General features: G+C 38.7%; 13 protein-coding genes. 4 read left to right on the forward strand and 9 right to left on the reverse strand.

The genetic code is table 11. The features are described 5' to 3' along the window. Positions 1 to 57: 57 nt before the first annotated feature. The gene (locus FTU64_RS03220; protein ID WP_180059211.1) at positions 58 to 1,371 is read right to left on the reverse strand and encodes an McrC family protein; all 1,314 of its coding nucleotides are present in this window, start codon (positions 1,369 to 1,371) and stop codon (positions 58 to 60) included. Next, complete coding sequence (locus FTU64_RS16295) at positions 1,371 to 4,568, reverse strand: AAA family ATPase (RefSeq protein WP_373886566.1); 3,198 nt, start codon at positions 4,566 to 4,568, stop codon at positions 1,371 to 1,373. Before FTU64_RS16295 ends, FTU64_RS03220 begins: the two co-directional genes overlap by 1 nt. Before the next feature lie 255 nt (positions 4,569 to 4,823). Between FTU64_RS16295 and FTU64_RS03230 the strand changes: the two genes are divergently transcribed. The 4 genes from FTU64_RS03230 to FTU64_RS03245 are packed head-to-tail and all read left to right on the forward strand — an operon-like array spanning position 4,824 to position 12,668. After that, positions 4,824 to 7,568, forward strand: a complete 2,745-nt coding sequence (locus tag FTU64_RS03230) for a class I SAM-dependent DNA methyltransferase (protein WP_180059212.1) — start codon at positions 4,824 to 4,826, stop codon at positions 7,566 to 7,568. Beyond that, on the forward strand, positions 7,565 to 8,860 hold the full coding sequence (locus FTU64_RS03235) for a restriction endonuclease subunit S (protein WP_180059213.1): 1,296 nt from the start codon (positions 7,565 to 7,567) through the stop codon (positions 8,858 to 8,860). The genes FTU64_RS03230 and FTU64_RS03235 overlap by 4 nt, the downstream gene beginning before the upstream one ends. 35 nt (positions 8,861 to 8,895) lie before the next feature. Then, entirely contained in the window at positions 8,896 to 11,976 is a 3,081-nt protein-coding gene (locus tag FTU64_RS03240) for a type I restriction endonuclease subunit R (RefSeq protein WP_180059214.1), read from the forward strand. After that, positions 11,973 to 12,668 (forward strand): M48 family metallopeptidase, encoded by a 696-nt coding sequence (locus tag FTU64_RS03245; RefSeq protein WP_180059215.1) that lies wholly within the window; start codon positions 11,973 to 11,975, stop codon positions 12,666 to 12,668. The genes FTU64_RS03240 and FTU64_RS03245 overlap by 4 nt, the downstream gene beginning before the upstream one ends. A 26-nt stretch (positions 12,669 to 12,694) precedes the next feature. Here FTU64_RS03245 and FTU64_RS03250 read toward each other — a convergent pair whose 3' ends face one another. The 7 genes from FTU64_RS03250 to FTU64_RS03280 form a co-directional block, all read right to left on the reverse strand. Continuing rightward, positions 12,695 to 13,702, reverse strand: coding sequence for an HNH endonuclease domain-containing protein (locus tag FTU64_RS03250; protein ID WP_180059216.1), 1,008 nt, complete (start codon positions 13,700 to 13,702; stop codon positions 12,695 to 12,697). Then, the gene (locus tag FTU64_RS03255) at positions 13,695 to 14,279 is read right to left on the reverse strand and encodes a bifunctional 2-polyprenyl-6-hydroxyphenol methylase/3-demethylubiquinol 3-O-methyltransferase UbiG (RefSeq protein ID WP_180059217.1); all 585 of its coding nucleotides are present in this window, start codon (positions 14,277 to 14,279) and stop codon (positions 13,695 to 13,697) included. Before FTU64_RS03255 ends, FTU64_RS03250 begins: the two co-directional genes overlap by 8 nt. A 72-nt stretch (positions 14,280 to 14,351) precedes the next feature. Beyond that, complete coding sequence (locus FTU64_RS03260; protein WP_045796130.1) at positions 14,352 to 14,582, reverse strand: AlpA family transcriptional regulator; 231 nt, start codon at positions 14,580 to 14,582, stop codon at positions 14,352 to 14,354. 95 nt (positions 14,583 to 14,677) lie between these two features. Next, positions 14,678 to 15,577, reverse strand: a complete 900-nt coding sequence (locus FTU64_RS03265) for a hydrolase or metal-binding protein (protein WP_180059218.1) — start codon at positions 15,575 to 15,577, stop codon at positions 14,678 to 14,680. Positions 15,578 to 15,752: 175 nt separating this feature from the next. Further along, complete coding sequence (locus FTU64_RS03270) at positions 15,753 to 16,817, reverse strand: YqaJ viral recombinase family protein (protein WP_180059219.1); 1,065 nt, start codon at positions 16,815 to 16,817, stop codon at positions 15,753 to 15,755. A gap of 149 nt (positions 16,818 to 16,966) precedes the next feature. Further along, positions 16,967 to 18,001 carry a DUF932 domain-containing protein gene (locus tag FTU64_RS03275; protein ID WP_180059220.1) on the reverse strand — a complete coding sequence of 345 codons (1,035 nt, stop codon included), beginning with the start codon at positions 17,999 to 18,001 and terminating at the stop codon, positions 16,967 to 16,969. Positions 18,002 to 18,014: 13 nt separating this feature from the next. Beyond that, positions 18,015 to 18,323 (reverse strand): hypothetical protein, encoded by a 309-nt coding sequence (locus FTU64_RS03280; protein WP_125276360.1) that lies wholly within the window; start codon positions 18,321 to 18,323, stop codon positions 18,015 to 18,017. Between the last annotated feature and the right edge of the window lie 114 nt (positions 18,324 to 18,437).

Here is an 18,437-nt window from a genome sequence, read left to right on the forward strand (position 1 = left end):
TTATATATTAAATGTTACCCAAATTAACCCACTCCTAGAGATACAAAACCATAAACGCTAAATAGTCTGACCAATTAAATTCCCAATAAATAACGAATGTTTCCCTTCAAGACTTTCATCCAAATCAAAAGGAATCACCCTTAACATAGAGTTACCATGTTTAAACCTCATGATTGGCAATGCTTGATCAAACTCACCCTTGCGTGTCGGATAAACCATCACAATTTCATGTTCAAGACCTAAATAATAAGCACTGTAAGCAAACATTTGCTGCACATCGCCATCTTTAATCCCAAATTTAGCTTTAATATCTACTTGATCAAGTAACTTCCATTTGGTATCTAAAACCTTAATGTCATGACCTGATTTATGTTGCATGTAAATATCAGGTTTCAACTTAAACATTAATCGTCCATTTTGCTCACACATATAACGATCTTGTTTTTGTAATGAGACATTCCATTCAGGCAATAATCTTTGGATTTTACGGCCTACATAAACCTCGAATAGCCTTTCCATAGGGAATAACAAACTCATTCCCCTTGCCACACCATGAGTAGAGACAGGTATATACTCGCCTAGAATGAGCTCAGTCCAAGGTTTAATCTGTTCATACAACGCTAACAAACGTCCTGACTGCCACTGCCTAAAATCATGTTTGATATTCTGGCTTCTCGGAATTTCACCTGTCATTAAACGCAGTTCTTGAGCTAACTTCCAATTCGATGCATCTTTGGTTTTTTTACACACCACTTCAAGTGCTGTTCGTATTAAGCGATTCTCTGCTCGATTAATTTCATAAACATCATGCTCGACTGGAAAGATATGTCGTCTTGATGGTGGCTGACGCATATATTGAACGTGCTTTAATTGCCCCCTTAAAAACTTTTGTTGCTCTTGCACACGGTTATAATCAAATCGTAAACCGCGTTGTACCAAGTTTTCAAAACATTTAAGAAATTGCTTGATGATCCATTCATGCAAAGGTTTCACAAATTTATTTAATGACGCTTCACCCGCTTCTCTATAATTGATATCTAGTGCAGTACGAAGCATACACTGTAAAAGAAGGCGTTCCTTTTCAACAACCTCTTCTACACTTTGCTCCTCACCAACCACAATATGCTTTGGCAAAATCTCAATGCGAGTTCCACATTGAGTTTCGATAATACCTACATATTGATCAAGCTTAATTTTCTTACGTCCAGCCAATTCAAATATTTTCGCACCGTGCTTTGAAAATGACGCAGACAAATCACAAATGGCATCAAAAGCACTTTGACTGATATAAGCACAATCTAAATTATTAGAGGGATGGTTAGCAAACTCAACACACAGATATGCGTATTCTCGAACCGTAATGTCCTTCATCACGAGGCCACCTGAGTTCCTAGAATTTTTTGATAACTCGCTATCGCATCAAAAGCATCTTTTTCAATTTTCCAAACTGCTTTTTGATCTAGGTATCCGAACTCTTCTAATACATCTGCAGGAAATAATGCCGAAATTGAAGAATCACGATCTTTACTCAGCATACCATTTCGATTTAGCACCAAATCAATTTTTCCCCAATCATCAAAGAAATACTCTTGAAGTTGCGGAATGATCTTTTGCTTAAATATTTCTGCCAAATGAGACAATGAAGGTGTTTTATTCAATGACATAAAGTTTGCATGCCCTATAACATGATCTCGGTCTAATAACACTTCAATACGTTGATTGATAACTTTCAATAATTCACCAATGTTCAAACTATCAATTGAGATATCTTTTAATAGCTCTGGCTTAGGTGGCATTTCAATGAAAGTAAAACGACGACGTAAAGCGATATCTAAACCAGTAAGGGACCGGTCGGATGAGTTCATCGTACCGATAACATAAACATTTTTTGGCACACCAAATTCTTTTTTAGAATATGGCAAAGTAACCCTTAGCTCCTCATCAGCATCTAATCGCTTTGAGTCCTCAATTAAGGTAATCAGTTCACCAAAAATACGAGAGATGTTGCCTCGGTTAATTTCATCAATAATTAAAATATACGGATCTTGATTTTGTTCTTCTTGATCCAAAAGATAACCAGCCTGATTAAGTGCTTCTAACAAGTCATTCCAAGTAAAACGCCACAAACGATACATTGTCTTTAATGTCAGACCAACTCCATCATTGAGCTCACGAATATTGAATGCAATATCCTTCAATATCCAATTTACCTCTCTACAATGCAGATAGTCCTCTCGAACTGCATCTGGTCGCTGTTCATCAAAGAAATAATCACCCGTTATTATAGCTATACCACAAATTTCACTTGTACTTTTAAGACAAAGTACGACATCACCTACTTCTACACCACTTACAAACTGTTCAAGTGTATGATGATCTGTAACACTGAATTGCTGATAGTCTTCACTATATTTGGTCTGTTCATCCAATAAGCTACCTGTTTCCCCCCAACCCACGCGTATTTGACTATTTTCAAAACAATATTGTCGCGTAGATTGATCGCCTATAGAGAGTTTCCAAACACTTGCATTGGATCGCACTCCAAAATCTTTCATCACCTTTTTATTTTCTTTAGCACGATCACATATTTTTTTGAACACGCCTGATTTCACATCATAACTTAACTGACCTTGTTCAGTTTCTGCACGAATTCCCTCAACAAAATCTTCATAACTAAAGCTCTGATGAAAAGTCACAAACTCGATCCGCCCCTCTTTTTTGAATCGGTCAAAGCGATCTTTTAACCTTTTTCTTCCATCAGGTTGTTTTTCTTCTAATTCAATTTCATCTAGTGTCTTGTTTTGTAAAATAGCTAAGGCATGGTTAATGCTCTGATAAGTTTTACCGGTTCCTGCTGCACCGAATAAAATACGGTTTAAAGCGTGTTCTGATTCTTTCATATTTGCTGTTTCCAAATTTTCATTTAATTTTTTAGATTTCTTTTTGCCAATTTCAGTCGCTCTTTGCTCAAAAATCTGCTCACTTAACTGCTTCACATAATCAAAATAGGAATGCTGAGCTCTATCAGCCTCAACTTCTTGGTAGGTGGCTAAGTAACTAAATGCTGAGGATTTTACCAAGCGCTCATATCCTGCTCTTTTGAAGTCTTCTTTGGTAAAAATCGGATAAATATTCGGCTGGGTAAAATCCTGATATACAAATGCAATTTTCCACTTTAATGCACTATTAAGCTCTATTGTTTCAATTTCAGCAAAATCTCCCTGTCTTGCTAATTCAGCAATGCGCAGCACTCGGTCTTTAACTGTCTCAAATGCTTCATCAAAGGTCTGACCAAATTTCTTGTCCCAAGCAAGTTTATTTTCATATCGATAAACTTCATGCTCTCTCGCTTCTTTTTTTTCATCCGCAGGTTTCCATACATGAAAATTATTTCCATAGGTCTCGCCCATACTGATGTCAAATAAATCTAAGTAACGCGCAAAGCTGTCATATTGTTTTGCATGGTAATAATCTTTAAATTTTAGTTTTTGAATACTTTCTAAAGGCCATAATGATAAAAACTGCTCAATGCGCTCTTCAGTACTGCCGGACTCAGGAAGCTCATACCAATCACAAAGACTTGCTAAATCCTCCTCATTTGAAATTTTGATCAGCACACTTGGGCGTGCTATACCTAAGCGATCACTATAATTTTCTAAATGATGATTACGTTTTTCAGCTATTCCATAGATACGGTCAATTTGGTTAAAAAAATCAATTTGTGGCAAACATTCTATAAATAACTTAGCACTGTATAAGTTTGGATCTAGAGCGATTTCACGGTTTTGGTTATTTTTAAAAACCTGAATGTGTGTGGACCCCCTAGCAATGCCATAGCGTTTTTCTAAATATTGAATTGCTTGTATTGCTGAATATTTCTTACCATTTTTAACCCAAGCATCAAATGATAGCTTGGCAAAAGAATAACTATACTTTTGTTTTATTTCAGCTAAACATTTTTGATATTCCTGCCATGCTAGACTATAAGTCTTGGTATTTTTAACTTTATTTGCTTGTGGCAATTGTACATTTTCTAAATAAAGTGCTGTTTGACCATCAATAGGCAAATATAATTCTGGTGCATACCAAAACAGGCCTTGCGTAAGCTTTGAAAAACCAACGGAATGTATAGACAAAATGTCTTGGAACATTTGTGATGTAATTTTAGATGGATCATCTATACATTCAAATAGATTCCACAACAGATCAACATCATCAGCTTTACGATGATATTTATAGGGAAAAAAGAGTGCTGCCGTTCCATGTGCAGTCGGTACACCTGAAAAATTTTCTATCTCGACATTTAACAGGTCTTTGCCCAAAATTTTATTTACGAATTCAGCACGTCGGCTCACATTTGGGAATTTATTAATAAGCGACAAAAATGAAAATGGGTCCATTTGCTCTAATGGAATTTTGGTGTCTTTAGGATTTTCATCTGCAGGCACAGCAATGCCAGCATCTTTAAGCATGGTTATAAGTTCTTTTTGATTATAACGATAACCTTTTACCAACTCTTTTATTTCTTTAAATGCTTTGATCCAATCGTAGTTTTCTTGGTGTGCCACATGACCCTCTTGGTAAAAAACCTAATTTATTAAAATACATGAACGTAGTAACCAGTCTAACTGATTTCTTATATTTAAAAAGCCACGTTATATAGATATATCTCTACCAAGTCACCTCAACGCGACACATATTGATGCAACTTCACACAACGTTCTCACTTTTGATCTACTAATCCAGTTTTAGAAATTTCTTTCAACTCTTTTTTTGCTAATATTCAGTTCAACTTCCGCTTAAGCTTTTATATTGCAGTTACTATGGCTATTAAAAAATCAGAACTCTATTCTTCTCTCTGGGAAAGCTGTGACAACCTTCGTGGAGGCATGGATTCAAGCCAATATAAAGATTACATTTTAGTTTTACTTTTTATTAAATATGTCAGTGATAAAAAAGAACAATTAGATTTTATTGAGATTCCAGAATCGGCAACTTTTAATGCCATGATTGAGCTCAAGGGTAATGCTGAGATTGGCGACCTGATTAATAAACAAATTGTTGCCCCACTTGCCGAAGCCTGTGCGCTGAATGTTAAGGCAATGCCTGACTTTAACGATTCAACCAAACTTGGTGATGGTCAAGAAAAAGTAGATCGTTTAACTGACCTTATTGCGATTTTCCAACGTCCAGAACTTGATTTCTCCAATCATCTTGCCAATGGCGATGACTTACTTGGCGATGCGTTTGAATATCTCATGGGTCATTTTGCTTCTGAAAGTGGTAAGAGTAAAGGTCAATTCTATACACCAACAGAAGTCAGCCGCATTGTTGCCTCTATTGTGGGAATTGATGAATTTGAAGCACGTGGTGACACCACAGTTTATGACCCAACCTGTGGTTCAGGCTCACTCCTGCTTCGTGTCGCTGCTAAATCTAACCGTGATGATATTTCTTTATACGGCCAAGAAAAAGATGCTTCGACAAGCATTTTGGCACAAATGAACATGTTCTTACATGGTTCGCCAACGGCAGAAATCCGCCAAGGCAATACCCTTGCAACGCCTAAATTTCTTGTTGATGGTGAATTACAACGCTTTGACTTCATTGTTGCCAATCCTCCATTTTCAGATAAAAAATGGTCGATGGGCTTAGATATTTCGACCGCTGATGCAGATATCTATGGTCGCTTTGAAGATTTTGGTGTTCCTCCATCAAAACAAGGTGACTACGCTTACCTGCTTCACATCATCAAATCATTAAAATCGACTGGTAAAGCGGCATGTATTCTGCCTCACGGTGTTTTATTCCGTGGTAATGCCGAAGCAGATATTCGCCAAAAATTAGTCGATTATGGTTTTATTAAAGCCATTATTGGTTTACCTGCAAACTTGTTCTACGGTACAGGTATCCCTGCTTGTATTATCGTCATTGATCGTGAACATGCCGCGGCACGTAAAGGCATTTTAATGATTGATGCAAGCCAAGGCTTTATTAAAGATGGTGCAAAAAACCGTCTGCGTGAACGAGATCTGCATAAAATCATTGATGCGTTTAAACATCCTGTAGCGCATGATGAGCGTTATGCTCGTATAGTCGGTTTAGATGAAATCATTAAAAACGGCTATAACCTGAATTTGCCACGCTATATCGACAATAGTGAAGCTGAAGATATTCAAGATATTGAAGCGCATTTACAAGGTGGTATTCCAAATGCAGATATTGAAGATTTAGCTGACTACTGGAAAGTTTGTCCTCAGCTTAAAACTAAACTGTTTAGTCCTCTACGTGCGGGTTATGCTGCGCTTAACTGTGCGACGCATGAAGTAAAAAGCTTTATTAACCAAGATGCTGAGTTCATTGCATTTAAAGAAAAAATGCAAGCGCATTTCCAAATCTGGGCAGATCAAGCAGAAGTCAAACTTAAATCACTCAAAGCCAATGAATTTGAGCCTAAAGAATTAATTACTGAACTATCAGAATCTTTACTTGCTCACTATAAAGGGCAAGATCTTGTTGATCATTACAGTATCTACCAAATTTTGATGGATTACTGGGAAGGCATTATGCAAGATGATGCTTATATCATTGCTGCCGATGATTGGAAAGTCAATGCTGAACGTATTATTGAAACTGTTAAAGCTAAAAAACAAGGCGGTAAAGATCAAGTTAAAGATAAAGGTTGGAAAGCTGATCTCGTTACAAAAGAAAGCGTAATCAATCGTTATTTCAAAGACCGTCGTGATGAGCTGTCACGTGAACAAAATAAGTTAGATGAATACATGCAAGCGCTCACTGAGCATGAAGAAAATCATTCAGGTGATGAAGATATCCTTGAGCAAGGGATTAAAGAAAAAGATGTAAAAGAACTTTGGCAGGCTGAAATTTTAGACGCTGCACCAAAAGCATATGCGGCTGATTTCCGTCAGTATGAAAAAGCGCTACAACAAGAAGAAATGGCGAAAACTGAGTTAGCACAGCTTGAGCTTGCTCACCCTATTGTGCGACAGATGGTCAAAGATAAAATTAATACGACGAATAAAATTAAAGCATTTGCTGAAAATCAAGCTCAAGAGTTGGTCGATATTATTTTTAACTACGATGAAACGTTAAAGTCTTTAAAAACAGCTCAACGAACCATAAAGACCAAGTATGAGATCTTTGATTCAGGTATTTCGGCAACGTTAAGTAAAAATGAAGGTGCTGACTTATTTGATAATTTTGATAACTTGTCTGTTCTTTACCGTTGGTTAGACTTAAGCAATAAAATCAAAACTGCTAAGAGTAAAGTTAAAGAGCTGTTTACAAAGCTCGATGACGATACCTATGAATATTTCTTTACTTTAACCAAGTCTGAAATTAAGGAATTGGTGACTGACGATAAATGGCTTGCCGATTTAGCCAAACAAATTAATGCCGATGTTGAGCGTGTGGCACAGCGTTTAACCGTGCGTGTACGTGAATTGGCGGAGCGTTATGAGTTTACTTTAGGGCAACTAACCCAAAGTGTTGAAGATTTAGAAAAGCAAGTTGAAGCTCATTTAGTTGCGATGGGGTTTGAGCTATGAGTTCGATATCAACTAAAAATCTACCAGTTGGTTGGTCAGTAGCTTATGTTGAAGAAATAGCGGACATTAAAAGTGGGAAACGATTACCTAAAGGAATTGGTCTTACCGAATCTGATAATGGTTACCCTTATATCCGTGTAGCAGATATGGCTAACGGAACTGTGGATTTAAACAATATTATGTTTGTTCCAAGAGAGGTTGTAAAGTTTATTAAAAAATACATTATTACAACCAATGATATTTACATCTCTGTCGCTGGCACATTAGGGCTAGTGGGTATAATCCCTGATGAGCTTAATAATGCTAATCTTACTGAAAATGCAAATAGATTAACCAATTTAAAATGCAATAAACTTTTTCTACTTTATAGTTTACAAACTGAAAATATTAAGCGCACCATTCAATCTGTTCAAACTCTTGGGGCACAACCTAAACTCGCGATTGAACGTATTAAAAAGTTTGAAATTATACTCCCCCCTACAGTAGAGCAACAAAAAATCGCTCAAGCCTTAACTGATGCAGACAATTATATTTCTGCATTAGAAAAACTCATCGAAAAGAAAAAGATGATCAAAGAAGGTTTAATGGTCAATCTTTTAACAGGTAAACAGCGTTTAAAAGAGTTTTTTTTTAATGAGGATGGTACGGCAAAAGGCTATAAAGACTCTGAGTTAGGAAAAATTCCTGAAGATTGGGAAATTGGAAATTTAGGCAACTTAACCACACTTAAAGCTCGTATTGGTTGGCAAGGTCTAACCGTTGCAGAATATTTAGATCAAGGTGACTATTATTTAGTAACAGGTACTGATTTCAATGAAGGCTTTATTGATTTTGAACATTGCCCTTATGTAGATAAATCAAGATATTCACAAGATCCTAATATTCAACTTAAAAATAACGATGTTCTTGTCACAAAAGATGGCACCATTGGGAAAGTTGCTTTTATCGAAAATCTCGACTTACCTGCTACTTTAAATAGTGGAGTATTTGTAATTAGACCAATCGGTTCAGGTATCAATAGTAAATTTCTTTATTATATTTTGATGTCTAAATATTTTGATGATTTTTTAAAAAAAATTACTGCTGGATCAACGATCACTCATCTTTACCAAAAAGATTTTGTTCATTTTGATTTTGTTTTACCAACTTTAGAAGAGCAGAACTCAATTGTCAGCTGTTTATCTAACGTGGATCACGATCTTATGATTCTAGAGAGAAAGCTAAAGAAAGCTAACAATCTTAAACAAGGCATGATGCAAAAACTACTCACTGGCGAAATTCGTTTGGCCTAGAGCATTTATAAAATTTAGGGGGAGTAATACACAACATGACTTTAGACACAATTAATATGGACTATACCGTAAACAATGAAGTACATACCCAACAACAAGTCATTGCTGTATTACAAACCCTAGGATTTAGCTATTTAGGTAACTGGCGGTACCGTGAAAACAATAGCAATATTGAACCTGAATATTTAACCGAATTCTTAAAATCTCAAGGTCATTCAGACCATGAAATCAGTAAGGTTTATGACGAGTTAAATAAAGTCTTATCAAATAAATACGATGGCTTATATGAAGTCAATAAAGCCTTCTATGGCAAATTGCGTATGGGCATCGGCGTTAAAATGAGCGCCGAAGAAAATGAAAAAACTATTTTTCTCATCGACTGGAAAAACCGAGCCAATAACCGCTTTTATGTGGCTGAAGAAGTCACGCTTAAAGGCGTTGAAGCAGAACGTCGTCCTGACCTCGTGTTATACATTAATGGTATTGCCATTGGTATGATAGAGCTAAAACGTGGCAGTGTGTCACTCGGTGAAGGTATTGCTCAACTGGTCTCCAATCAACAAGCTGAGTTTAACCCTTGGTTCTTTAATACCACACAACTTTTAATTGCAGGGAACACTTCACAAGGCTTGCAATACGGAACGACCCTCACCCCATCTAAATTTTATTTAAACTGGAAAGAAGATACAGACGTCGAAGAAGATAATATTCTGTTTAAATATTTACGTCGCTTATGTAACAAAGACCGCCTATTAGAAATCATCTACGACTGCATTATTTTCGATGCTGGCGTCAAAAAACTGCCTCGCTCACATCAGTATTTTGGTCTTAAAGCGGCACAACAATACGTCAATAAAAAACAAGGTGGGATTATTTGGCATACCCAAGGTGCAGGTAAAAGTATCTTGATGGTGATGCTTGCTAAATGGATTTTACAAAATAAACCCCATGCCCGTGTTGTCGTCATTACTGACCGTGACGAACTCGATAAACAAATTGAAAAAGTATTTACGCAATCAGGTCGCAAAGTCACTCGTGCAAGCAGTGGTGCAAACTTAATGAGTGCGTTACAAAATCCTGAGGAACGTTTACTCTGTACCCTCATCCATAAGTTCGGACAGCGTGATGTTGAAGATATCGATGCCTTCATTGCTGATCTTGCCAAACAAAAATCTAAAGTATTTGGTGAGGTGATAGTCTTTATTGATGAATGTCACCGTACCCAAAGTGGTGATTTACACCGCTATATGAAAGCCATCATTCCACAAGCCGTAATGATTGGTTTTACAGGCACACCGCTCCTGAAAAAAGATGCTAAAAATAGTTTAGAAGTCTTTGGTGGCTATATTCACACCTACTTATTTAAAGAAGCAGTAGAAGATGGCGTGATTCTAGACTTGGCATATGAATCACGTGATGTAGACCAATATATTTCTGATCAAGATGCCATTGACGATTGGTTTAAAGAAACCGTGCGCAACCGTAATTTAAATGAATGGCAAGAAGTCGAACTCAAAAAAGAATGGGGTACACGCCAAAAACTGAATAGCTCAGAGCAACGCATGCGTAAAATCATGCTTGATATTAATAATGACTTTATGCGCAGAATTCCACGCCTTAAAGAGCGTGGTACAGCCATTTTAGTCGCTTCGAGCATTTATGAAGCATGTAAATACTACAATTTAATTCAAGACAGTAACTCGCCTATTCTACGAAAGCGTTGTGCGCTGATCACCTCTTACGAGCCAAGTCCTGCAAAAGTCAGCAAGTCTATCGTAGATAGCCATACTGAAACTGAAGACCAATACATTTATGCAACCTATGAACAAATTTTGCAAAATGTAAAAGCTGAACCGCAAAAGACCAAGGCAGAAACCTATACCGATAACGCCAAGAAAAAATTTGTCGATCATCCAACAGAAATGAAACTGCTAATTGTTGTCGATAAACTTTTGACAGGTTTTGATGCGCCCTCTTGCTCGGTTTTGTACTTAGATAAATCGATGCAAGATCATGGACTGTTCCAAGCCATTTGTCGTACTAACCGTTTAGACAGTGTCGATAAAGAATATGGTTTAATCATTGACTACAAAAACCTATTTCAGAAAATGGCAAAAGCCATTGCCGTCTATAACTCAGAACTTGACACTTCAACAACTGAAGAAGCACAAATTGAGATTAAAAATCGAAAGATTATGGCAAAAGAGCATTTAGACAATGCGATGGAGCAACTCAATTTGTTAATGCAAATGGTGCAGCCAAATAAGTGTGAAGAAGATCGCTTAAAATTCTTCTGTGGTAACTCAGAAAACCCTAACGACCTTAAAGCGACCTATCAAAGACGTATTACGCTGTATAAGTCTGTTGCTACTTTCTTTCGTGCCTTTGCTAATACCAAAGATGAATTTGCTGAACTTGGCTATACGCCAGAAGAAATCAAAGAGATTAAAGCCAAAGAAGTCTTTTATTTAGATTTAAGAGAAAAGGTTCGATTACGTTCGGGGGAATATCTAGATCTGAAAACTTTTGAAGCAGATATGCGTTATCTCATAGACAACTACATCGATGCTAAAAATTCGGTAAAAGTCAGTTCGTTTGAAGATAAAACCCTCATTCAATTGATTGTGGAAACAGGTATTGCAGAAACCATTACCAAAAAATTAAACAATATGAAGGATCGAAACTCAGTCGCAGAAACGATTGAAAACAACATCCGAAGTACCTTAATTAAAGATCATCTCGCTGACCCTGCTTTCCATGCCAAAATGTCAGGACTCTTAGAAGAAGTGATCAAAATCCGTAAGGACAGCGCAGACCGTTATGCGGAATATTTAAAGAAAATTGAACAACTTGCCAAAGATGTACATTCAGGTACAGTAGTGAAAACCAGTGCCAAAATCGATACTACAGGTAAAAAGGCACTCTTTAATTTATTTAAACATGAAGAACAAGCTCTCGAACTACATGAATTTGTGCTAAATAATAAACCTGCAGGCTGGCAAACACATCCACTTAAAACATCAAAATTACGGAATATGATTAAGAAACAAATCCAAGATGAAAATTTATTAGATAAACTAATGGATGTATTCGCAGGACACGACGAGTTTAGATGATTATCCGCATTGGTGATATTACGATTGACTTAACGCTTAAAGATATTGAAAACATTCATTTAAGTGTTTATCCACCTGAAGGTGCTGTCAAAATGACGGCGCCTTCTTATGTGCCTGAAGAATCGTTAAAACTCTATGCAATCTCTAAACTATCTTGGATCAAAAAAGAACAAAAAAAGTTTAAGGAACAATCCAGAGAAACCAAACGTATTTATGTCGAACGCGAGAGTATTTACATTTGGGGACAACGTTACCTACTTAGCGTTGCAAGAGCCGAACGCCCATCTATTAAATATGACTCATTTAACATGGTCTTCTTTTGTCCAGAAGATTACGCCTTTGAGCAACGTCAAAGTTACGTAAATCGTTGGTATCGCAAAGAGTTACGTAAATTTGCTGAACCATTAATTATGCAATGGGCTGAAAAGCTTCAGGTTCAACCTAACAAACTACTTGTAAGTACAATGAAAACCAAATGGGGAAGTTGCAATCCCAAAGACAAAAATATTCGTTTAAATACTGAGCTTGCAAAAAAACCTAAAGCGAGCGTTGAATATATTATTCTGCATGAACTATTGCATTTACTTGAAGCAAATCATGGTGACCGATTTGTCAGCCTTTTAGATGAGCATATGCCCGATTGGCAACAACGAAAGCAAATGCTGAGCGAAATGCCGTTACATTTTGGTTAAATAATCAGTCAGTCTTGACTAATTATTTAACCATTCCATATAGCATAATTATTTTCTTTCCCCTGAGCATAAGCCCACTCAGCCACCTTATGTGAACGTTCTTTATCTGTTAAAAAACCGAGCACTGATATCCGATCCACAATAATCAAATTCTGCTCTTCATTTCGCTCCTGCCATTTATGCAAAAACTCATCAGATGCAAGTAGATTACTTTTCTTAGAATTACAGCTTGAATCTGCCAATACAAAATTATGCCCTGTGTCCGATGGATACATAGACCAAGGGATAAAATGATCAACAGCATAATTGCCTTTTCTCATCGGCTTGTTGCAGTAGAAGCATTTACAGTCCTGTAGCTCGACCAACACATTAGCCACAGCATTTAATTGGTTCCGACTCGGCTCAAACATGAATTGTTCAAGATTCGGCAACTGATTCAAAATAGGTGCATTGCTGCTGTTCTTACGGATATAGTCAATCCAACGTTTCTGACAAAGTTCTTCAATGATCTCACTGAATTGCCTTAAGCAAAACATGACTTGCGGTAGAAGAATAAGTTGCTTTCCACACCGATCAAGCTGATATAAAAACTCAAAATTTTGACCATTGATGTTTTGCAAGTAGCGGACTGGCATGTCTTTTACAGTGCGAGCGACATCTTTAACTAGCTTCAACCACACCAATGAATCTCGTCTTAACAATCCAAGGGATGAGTAACTCTGACGAAGCCCAATGATTCGATTTACAATCGCTGCTTGCTTACCATTATTCTGATTTAAGATGAGTTGGCCTTCATCATTAAAGGTATATGGCACTGCTTGCTTCCAATATAGCTCGATAAACTTCTCAGCAATATCCGTATATTCGAGTGATAGACTTTCACCTGAATCTTCACCTTTTTCAATAGCTAATCGGCTTAGGCTAATCAGCAATGCAAATTTATAGGTGCTACTAAAACTACCCGACTGCAAAATCAGCTGAATATTTTTAAGAAACTTGAGCTGTTCCTGCGCCGTAGGAATAAAATCAGCCATATTTTTTCCAAATCAGATTGAGCCATTTTTCTTGTCTATCAGGTCGCTGATCTACCGTGATCCATTGCTGGATCTGTTGAACATTATCAAACTGCTCAAGTAAAGCCTTCGCTTGTTCTTCATTCAAATCTGTAAATTGCCGACCATCCTTTTCTCGATCACTATCCCCATATTTGAAAGACATATAAAGCACACCATTTGGCTTGAGCGCACTCAGCAGTTTTCCAATCACTTCTTTTAAATGAGTACGCTCACAATGCAACAACGATGCGCACGCCCAAATTCCATCATAAGTTTCATAGTCATCAACCTCATAAAAGCTCTTCAACTTAATAGGAATACCTGTAAGTAGAGATGCTTTTTTAACGAGTTCTTCGGAATAGTCTATTGCATCGACCTGATAGCCTTTATTTTTAAAAGCCAGAGTATCTCGTCCTGAGCCACAGCCAACGTCAAGAATCCGAGCACCTTCGAGCAACTCAGCTAAAAATGGCTGATATAGGCTTTCCATATCAACTTCAAACGTTGAAGCTGTAAATTCTTCTGCATGCTTATTGTAGTAGTCTATTGTTTTCATTACGGACACTTAGGCTAAAAGACATTTTCAGTCTACAAGAAAACAAAAAAATAAGGGAGCTAAGAGCATCCCTTATTCTCGACTCGCCAACTTACTTTCAATCCATTGATGGATCTCATAAGCTGACCAGCCGATACGATTTTGAGTAATTTTAACTTTCTTTGGAAAAGTTGGATCGTAATAAGGTGAGTTTTCATCCATCATCTCGTAGATGGTAGAACGCCCCACACCGACAAATTCTACGACCTGCTTAATACTGATGAGTTGATTCATTTGAAATGTTTGACCGATAAACGCATTCATGAGGCTAGCTCCTAATCATTGATGCGAGCGGCTATTCGCTCAAATAATAGAGCTGGTCTGTAAAATTTAACGTTAGATATCTTCTCTCCTCTCGCTTAATTCACAGCTCTTACACTCTGCTGCAGCCCCTGCTGAATATCCTGTACAAATCCGTCAGGTGAAGTCTGTTGCTCCACAGTCCGGTTCTGTTCTTGTTCAGGGTAGTATTCCTCCAGTACGTCTAAACCTTCCTCCATATCTGTCTCAAACCGTGCATTGGCAAAACCTCGTCTGGCGATATGGTCTACCGCCTCTTGATAAAACCCTGTCTGCTTGCTCTGTTCATCAATTTGTTTGGCTTGAGTAATGGCATCATTTAGACTAATGCCCTCCCGTAAAGTCAGATCCACGTAATACACCGGCTGACGATAGCTTTGTGTGGTGCTTTTCCCTCTTAAAGTCAGTTGCAATGGTAGGCACGATAGTAAGCCTCCTGAAGCTGCATGGTAATAACTCAGTCGTGCAGCCAAAGTCCGAATACTGTTAAAGCCTGTGGTTCTAAAGATAAAGGTACCAAACTCATCCGAGTCATCCAAATTCACATGCAGGCGACCGTAGGGCTTGCAGTTGCCGCCTTGGGCCAATGGACAAAGATCAGGCGAAGGACATTGATGTTGCTCGACCCCTTGATTGGTTAAACGCTGGCATGTTTCACCGTTGCCGACACATACTGGACGGCCAGTCTGTCGATCAAACAAGCTATATTCTGCACGTAGGTTTAAATCTGGATCATTAAAGATCATTCTGACGGGGATTGTGCGTAGCTTTTGATTCGGCGTACTGGCTCGAAGCTGTTCATCCAGTGGATGTTTCACCCATCCTTCTTTGCTTTGAATCTGGGAAGTAATGGTGAACTGATCATCCTTTTCAGGTAGGCGTTTGCCATTCTTTTCTACTACCCGACCAATACTGATACGCCCCAGCGTAGGCGGTGTAATCGCTAAACCTTTAATCATTTTATTTTCCTCAATTTAATTTTTTACAGATCATCCAGCTTTATGTAGATCACCTGATTCAAGAAATATCTATATAGCTCGCTACAAAAGCCGCGACCGTTTAACACTCTATTCCTAGCGAATGGAGGGCGGGGAGCGGTTTTTGCGCCTCGCTATTTGAATGGGCTGAAACAGGCTAGTCGGTATAGATGTTGAATCGACGACCGCCTTGCTTCTGAAGTGGATAAAGCTCAATGAGTTCAGGCTGGTGCTGAAGCAATGCCTTGGTATTCAGACTGATGGAGTCCTTGGCTTTCTTCCACACCACAGAACCATGAGCAAAGGTGGCTCGTTCAGCATCTTTCATCAGCATTTGGATGTGATGCTTCAGCTGGTCAAAGCGTTCCTGCTTATGCTGAATCTCTTCTTTCATTTTGATGAGCTGATCGAACATCAAATTGGCATTTTCATTTTGCGAGAGATCTTCAACAGTCAAGGGTACATGCGCTGGATAGAGTTGAAGAATGGCTTTGGCTGCGGATTCACTGGCATCGACTGATGGCGGAGTATCCGTTTCTACACATTCCCAGAAATAACGCTCTGCCTGAATGATGTGTTGAATCACTGATTCAGACCGTGTCACTTTGAAGATTTTGGTTTCATGCCCACAGATCAGAACACAGACATGTGCAGCCTGTTTGCCTGTTACCGCAAGTTGGTGTTGCACCTGACACAGCACGTATAAAGGCACACCATCTCGCCACAATTTTGCTCCATGCTCACCTGCGGTTTTGCATTCCAGGATCTGAACGTCCTCACTACCGACCACCGTGTAATCCAGATTGGCTAACATGAAGTGTTTATCAGGATCAGGATGCTGAAGCACGGCATTGACTCGTCTCACTTTATTATTGGTACGCAGGCTGTAGTATTCCGCTACCAGTGGCTCTAGCTGTTTACCCCAGTACAACGGTGCAACGCCTGAGCTGTCATCATCAACGTTCTGCTGAGTTCGACCAGTTTTAATCATCCACAGTTCCAGCATTGACATGTAGGGATTCAATCCACATGCGGTTGCGGCATCACTACTGCCAATGCCTTGCTTACGCACTTCTAGCCATTCTTGGTAATCCATATTTTTAGTGTTGGCTAAACGTTTGGCTGTCGCTGTTCGTTTAGCTACGGTATTTGATTCATTCATCTCATTCGTAATTGGAAAATGAGGGAGTTGAGAGGTATTTATCGGTGCAATCTGATTCATGCTCTGATCCTTATAAATAGTGAGGTCTGTAAAATTTTCGGCATAAAAAAAGCCACATCTGGAGATGTGGCAAAAGGGGGTTTTCACTGGAGAAGGATCATCTGCATGCCCCTTAACCATTATTGTAATAGCACTGGCTTAAATGAAACTTAAACCACTAAGCGAAGCGCCTGTTCTAGTCCACGCTGCTTTAGCGCAGCACCTGCACCAAACCAGGCAGAGTCCAGACGGTGATCGGTACTCATAGCACGACGTTCATGGTCAGCAAACTCGGTGATTGAACACAGCAAACCATAGGCAGTATCTTTGGCTGAGCTGAGTTCTGCACCACGCCCCTGACCATTGAACATATCCATGACCTTATTCATGGCACGTCCATTCGGTTCAGACTTTTCTTTGGCTGGATTTGGAGTAGCGATATTGCGATAGAACTGAATGATGTTCTCCTCCTGGTCGATAACACTCATGTTGGTATTGTTAAAAACCGCATCAAAATAAGCAACAGCTTCGCCTTGGGTGACTTTACGCTGACTCAGCTGCTTCATCTCATACATGTGTTCATCCCATGCACGAACTGAGATGCCCAATTGTTGTTTGACTTTGTCCGCATCGAACTTAGTACTGTGTGGCACTTTCACCACACCAGCATTGCTACTTTGTCCACGTAAGGCTATCGCTAAGGTGTTATTACACACCACACGGATATTGGTGAACTGTGCTGTGGTGGCAAGTGTACCGTCACAGGCAGTTGCCAATAAGATATAACCATTACTGACATCCTTGCCCTTGAGTGCTGTGCTCTGTCCAGTTCGTGCCAAAGCCCAAAATTTCTTACCTCCTTTCAGTACACCAGCGGTTTCCAGCTCAAAGCCAGATTGCTCAGTCAGATCCCGGTAGAACTCCAGAATCTCCATCGGCTGAACTTCTTGATAACGCTGACTGACCACTGACAAGGGGGCATGAGTATCGGAACGATACAGTACCCGCTGTTCTTCATACGGCATGATGATGCTTTGCCCACGTTCATTCTGTGCCATGTAACTGACATTCGAGGATTCGATGCGCCAATCCATACCTGCTTGCTGGGCCCAGATTTCAATCGGCTGATTTTGAGTGAGTTGATTACCTAAGCCATGCCAAGGGGTATCACCGACATAAGCCATTTGTTCAAGTTGATGTGCCATAGTTAGTCTCCTTTTAATATCCGTTATAGACTTGAGGGGATTGACGTAAATTGGCATCAAAATGGTTTTTACATGAATGGCAATAGTACATAGGTTGATTAGTTTCATCATTCATTAACACCATAAACATCCCACTAATAACGATCCCTGCAATTGCCCCAATAACTGGGGGTAGATTGGTTGAACGAATTAGGTTTACCCCTAATGCTGACATTGTGGTAGGAGAAGTCAGTAAAGTTGAAACATCTGATACTGCTGGCACTCGTGACTTGATCCCAATCAAGCTGATCTGACTAGAATTACAAGATGGGCATTGTTTCATAATATATAGCTCCAAATAACGAAAAAGCCTGCTTTTGAAAACAGGCTTAAAATTCATTGATTTAATAGCTCAAAGTAAAAGAGCCATGACATTCATAGTGATGTTATATATTTG

This window comes from Acinetobacter sp. YH12128 (assembly GCF_013418655.1).
Lineage (GTDB): Bacteria > Pseudomonadota > Gammaproteobacteria > Pseudomonadales > Moraxellaceae > Acinetobacter > Acinetobacter amyesii.

Bases quoted from the DNA above. Each gene is read 5' to 3' on its own strand.
- FTU64_RS03220 (WP_180059211.1), bottom strand. From the start codon at position 1,371: ATGAAGGACATTACGGTTCGAGAATACGCATATCTGTGTGTTGAGTTT.
- FTU64_RS03230 (WP_180059212.1), top strand. From the start codon at position 4,824: ATGGCTATTAAAAAATCAGAACTCTATTCTTCTCTCTGGGAAAGCTGT.
- FTU64_RS03235 (WP_180059213.1), top strand. From the start codon at position 7,565: ATGAGTTCGATATCAACTAAAAATCTACCAGTTGGTTGGTCAGTAGCT.
- FTU64_RS03240 (WP_180059214.1), top strand. From the start codon at position 8,896: ATGACTTTAGACACAATTAATATGGACTATACCGTAAACAATGAAGTA.
- FTU64_RS03245 (WP_180059215.1), top strand. From the start codon at position 11,973: ATGATTATCCGCATTGGTGATATTACGATTGACTTAACGCTTAAAGAT.
- FTU64_RS03250 (WP_180059216.1), bottom strand. From the start codon at position 13,702: ATGGCTGATTTTATTCCTACGGCGCAGGAACAGCTCAAGTTTCTTAAA.
- FTU64_RS03255 (WP_180059217.1), bottom strand. From the start codon at position 14,279: ATGAAAACAATAGACTACTACAATAAGCATGCAGAAGAATTTACAGCT.
- FTU64_RS03260 (WP_045796130.1), bottom strand. From the start codon at position 14,582: ATGAATGCGTTTATCGGTCAAACATTTCAAATGAATCAACTCATCAGT.
- FTU64_RS03265 (WP_180059218.1), bottom strand. From the start codon at position 15,577: ATGATTAAAGGTTTAGCGATTACACCGCCTACGCTGGGGCGTATCAGT.
- FTU64_RS03270 (WP_180059219.1), bottom strand. From the start codon at position 16,817: ATGAATCAGATTGCACCGATAAATACCTCTCAACTCCCTCATTTTCCA.
- FTU64_RS03275 (WP_180059220.1), bottom strand. From the start codon at position 18,001: ATGGCACATCAACTTGAACAAATGGCTTATGTCGGTGATACCCCTTGG.
- FTU64_RS03280 (WP_125276360.1), bottom strand. From the start codon at position 18,323: ATGAAACAATGCCCATCTTGTAATTCTAGTCAGATCAGCTTGATTGGG.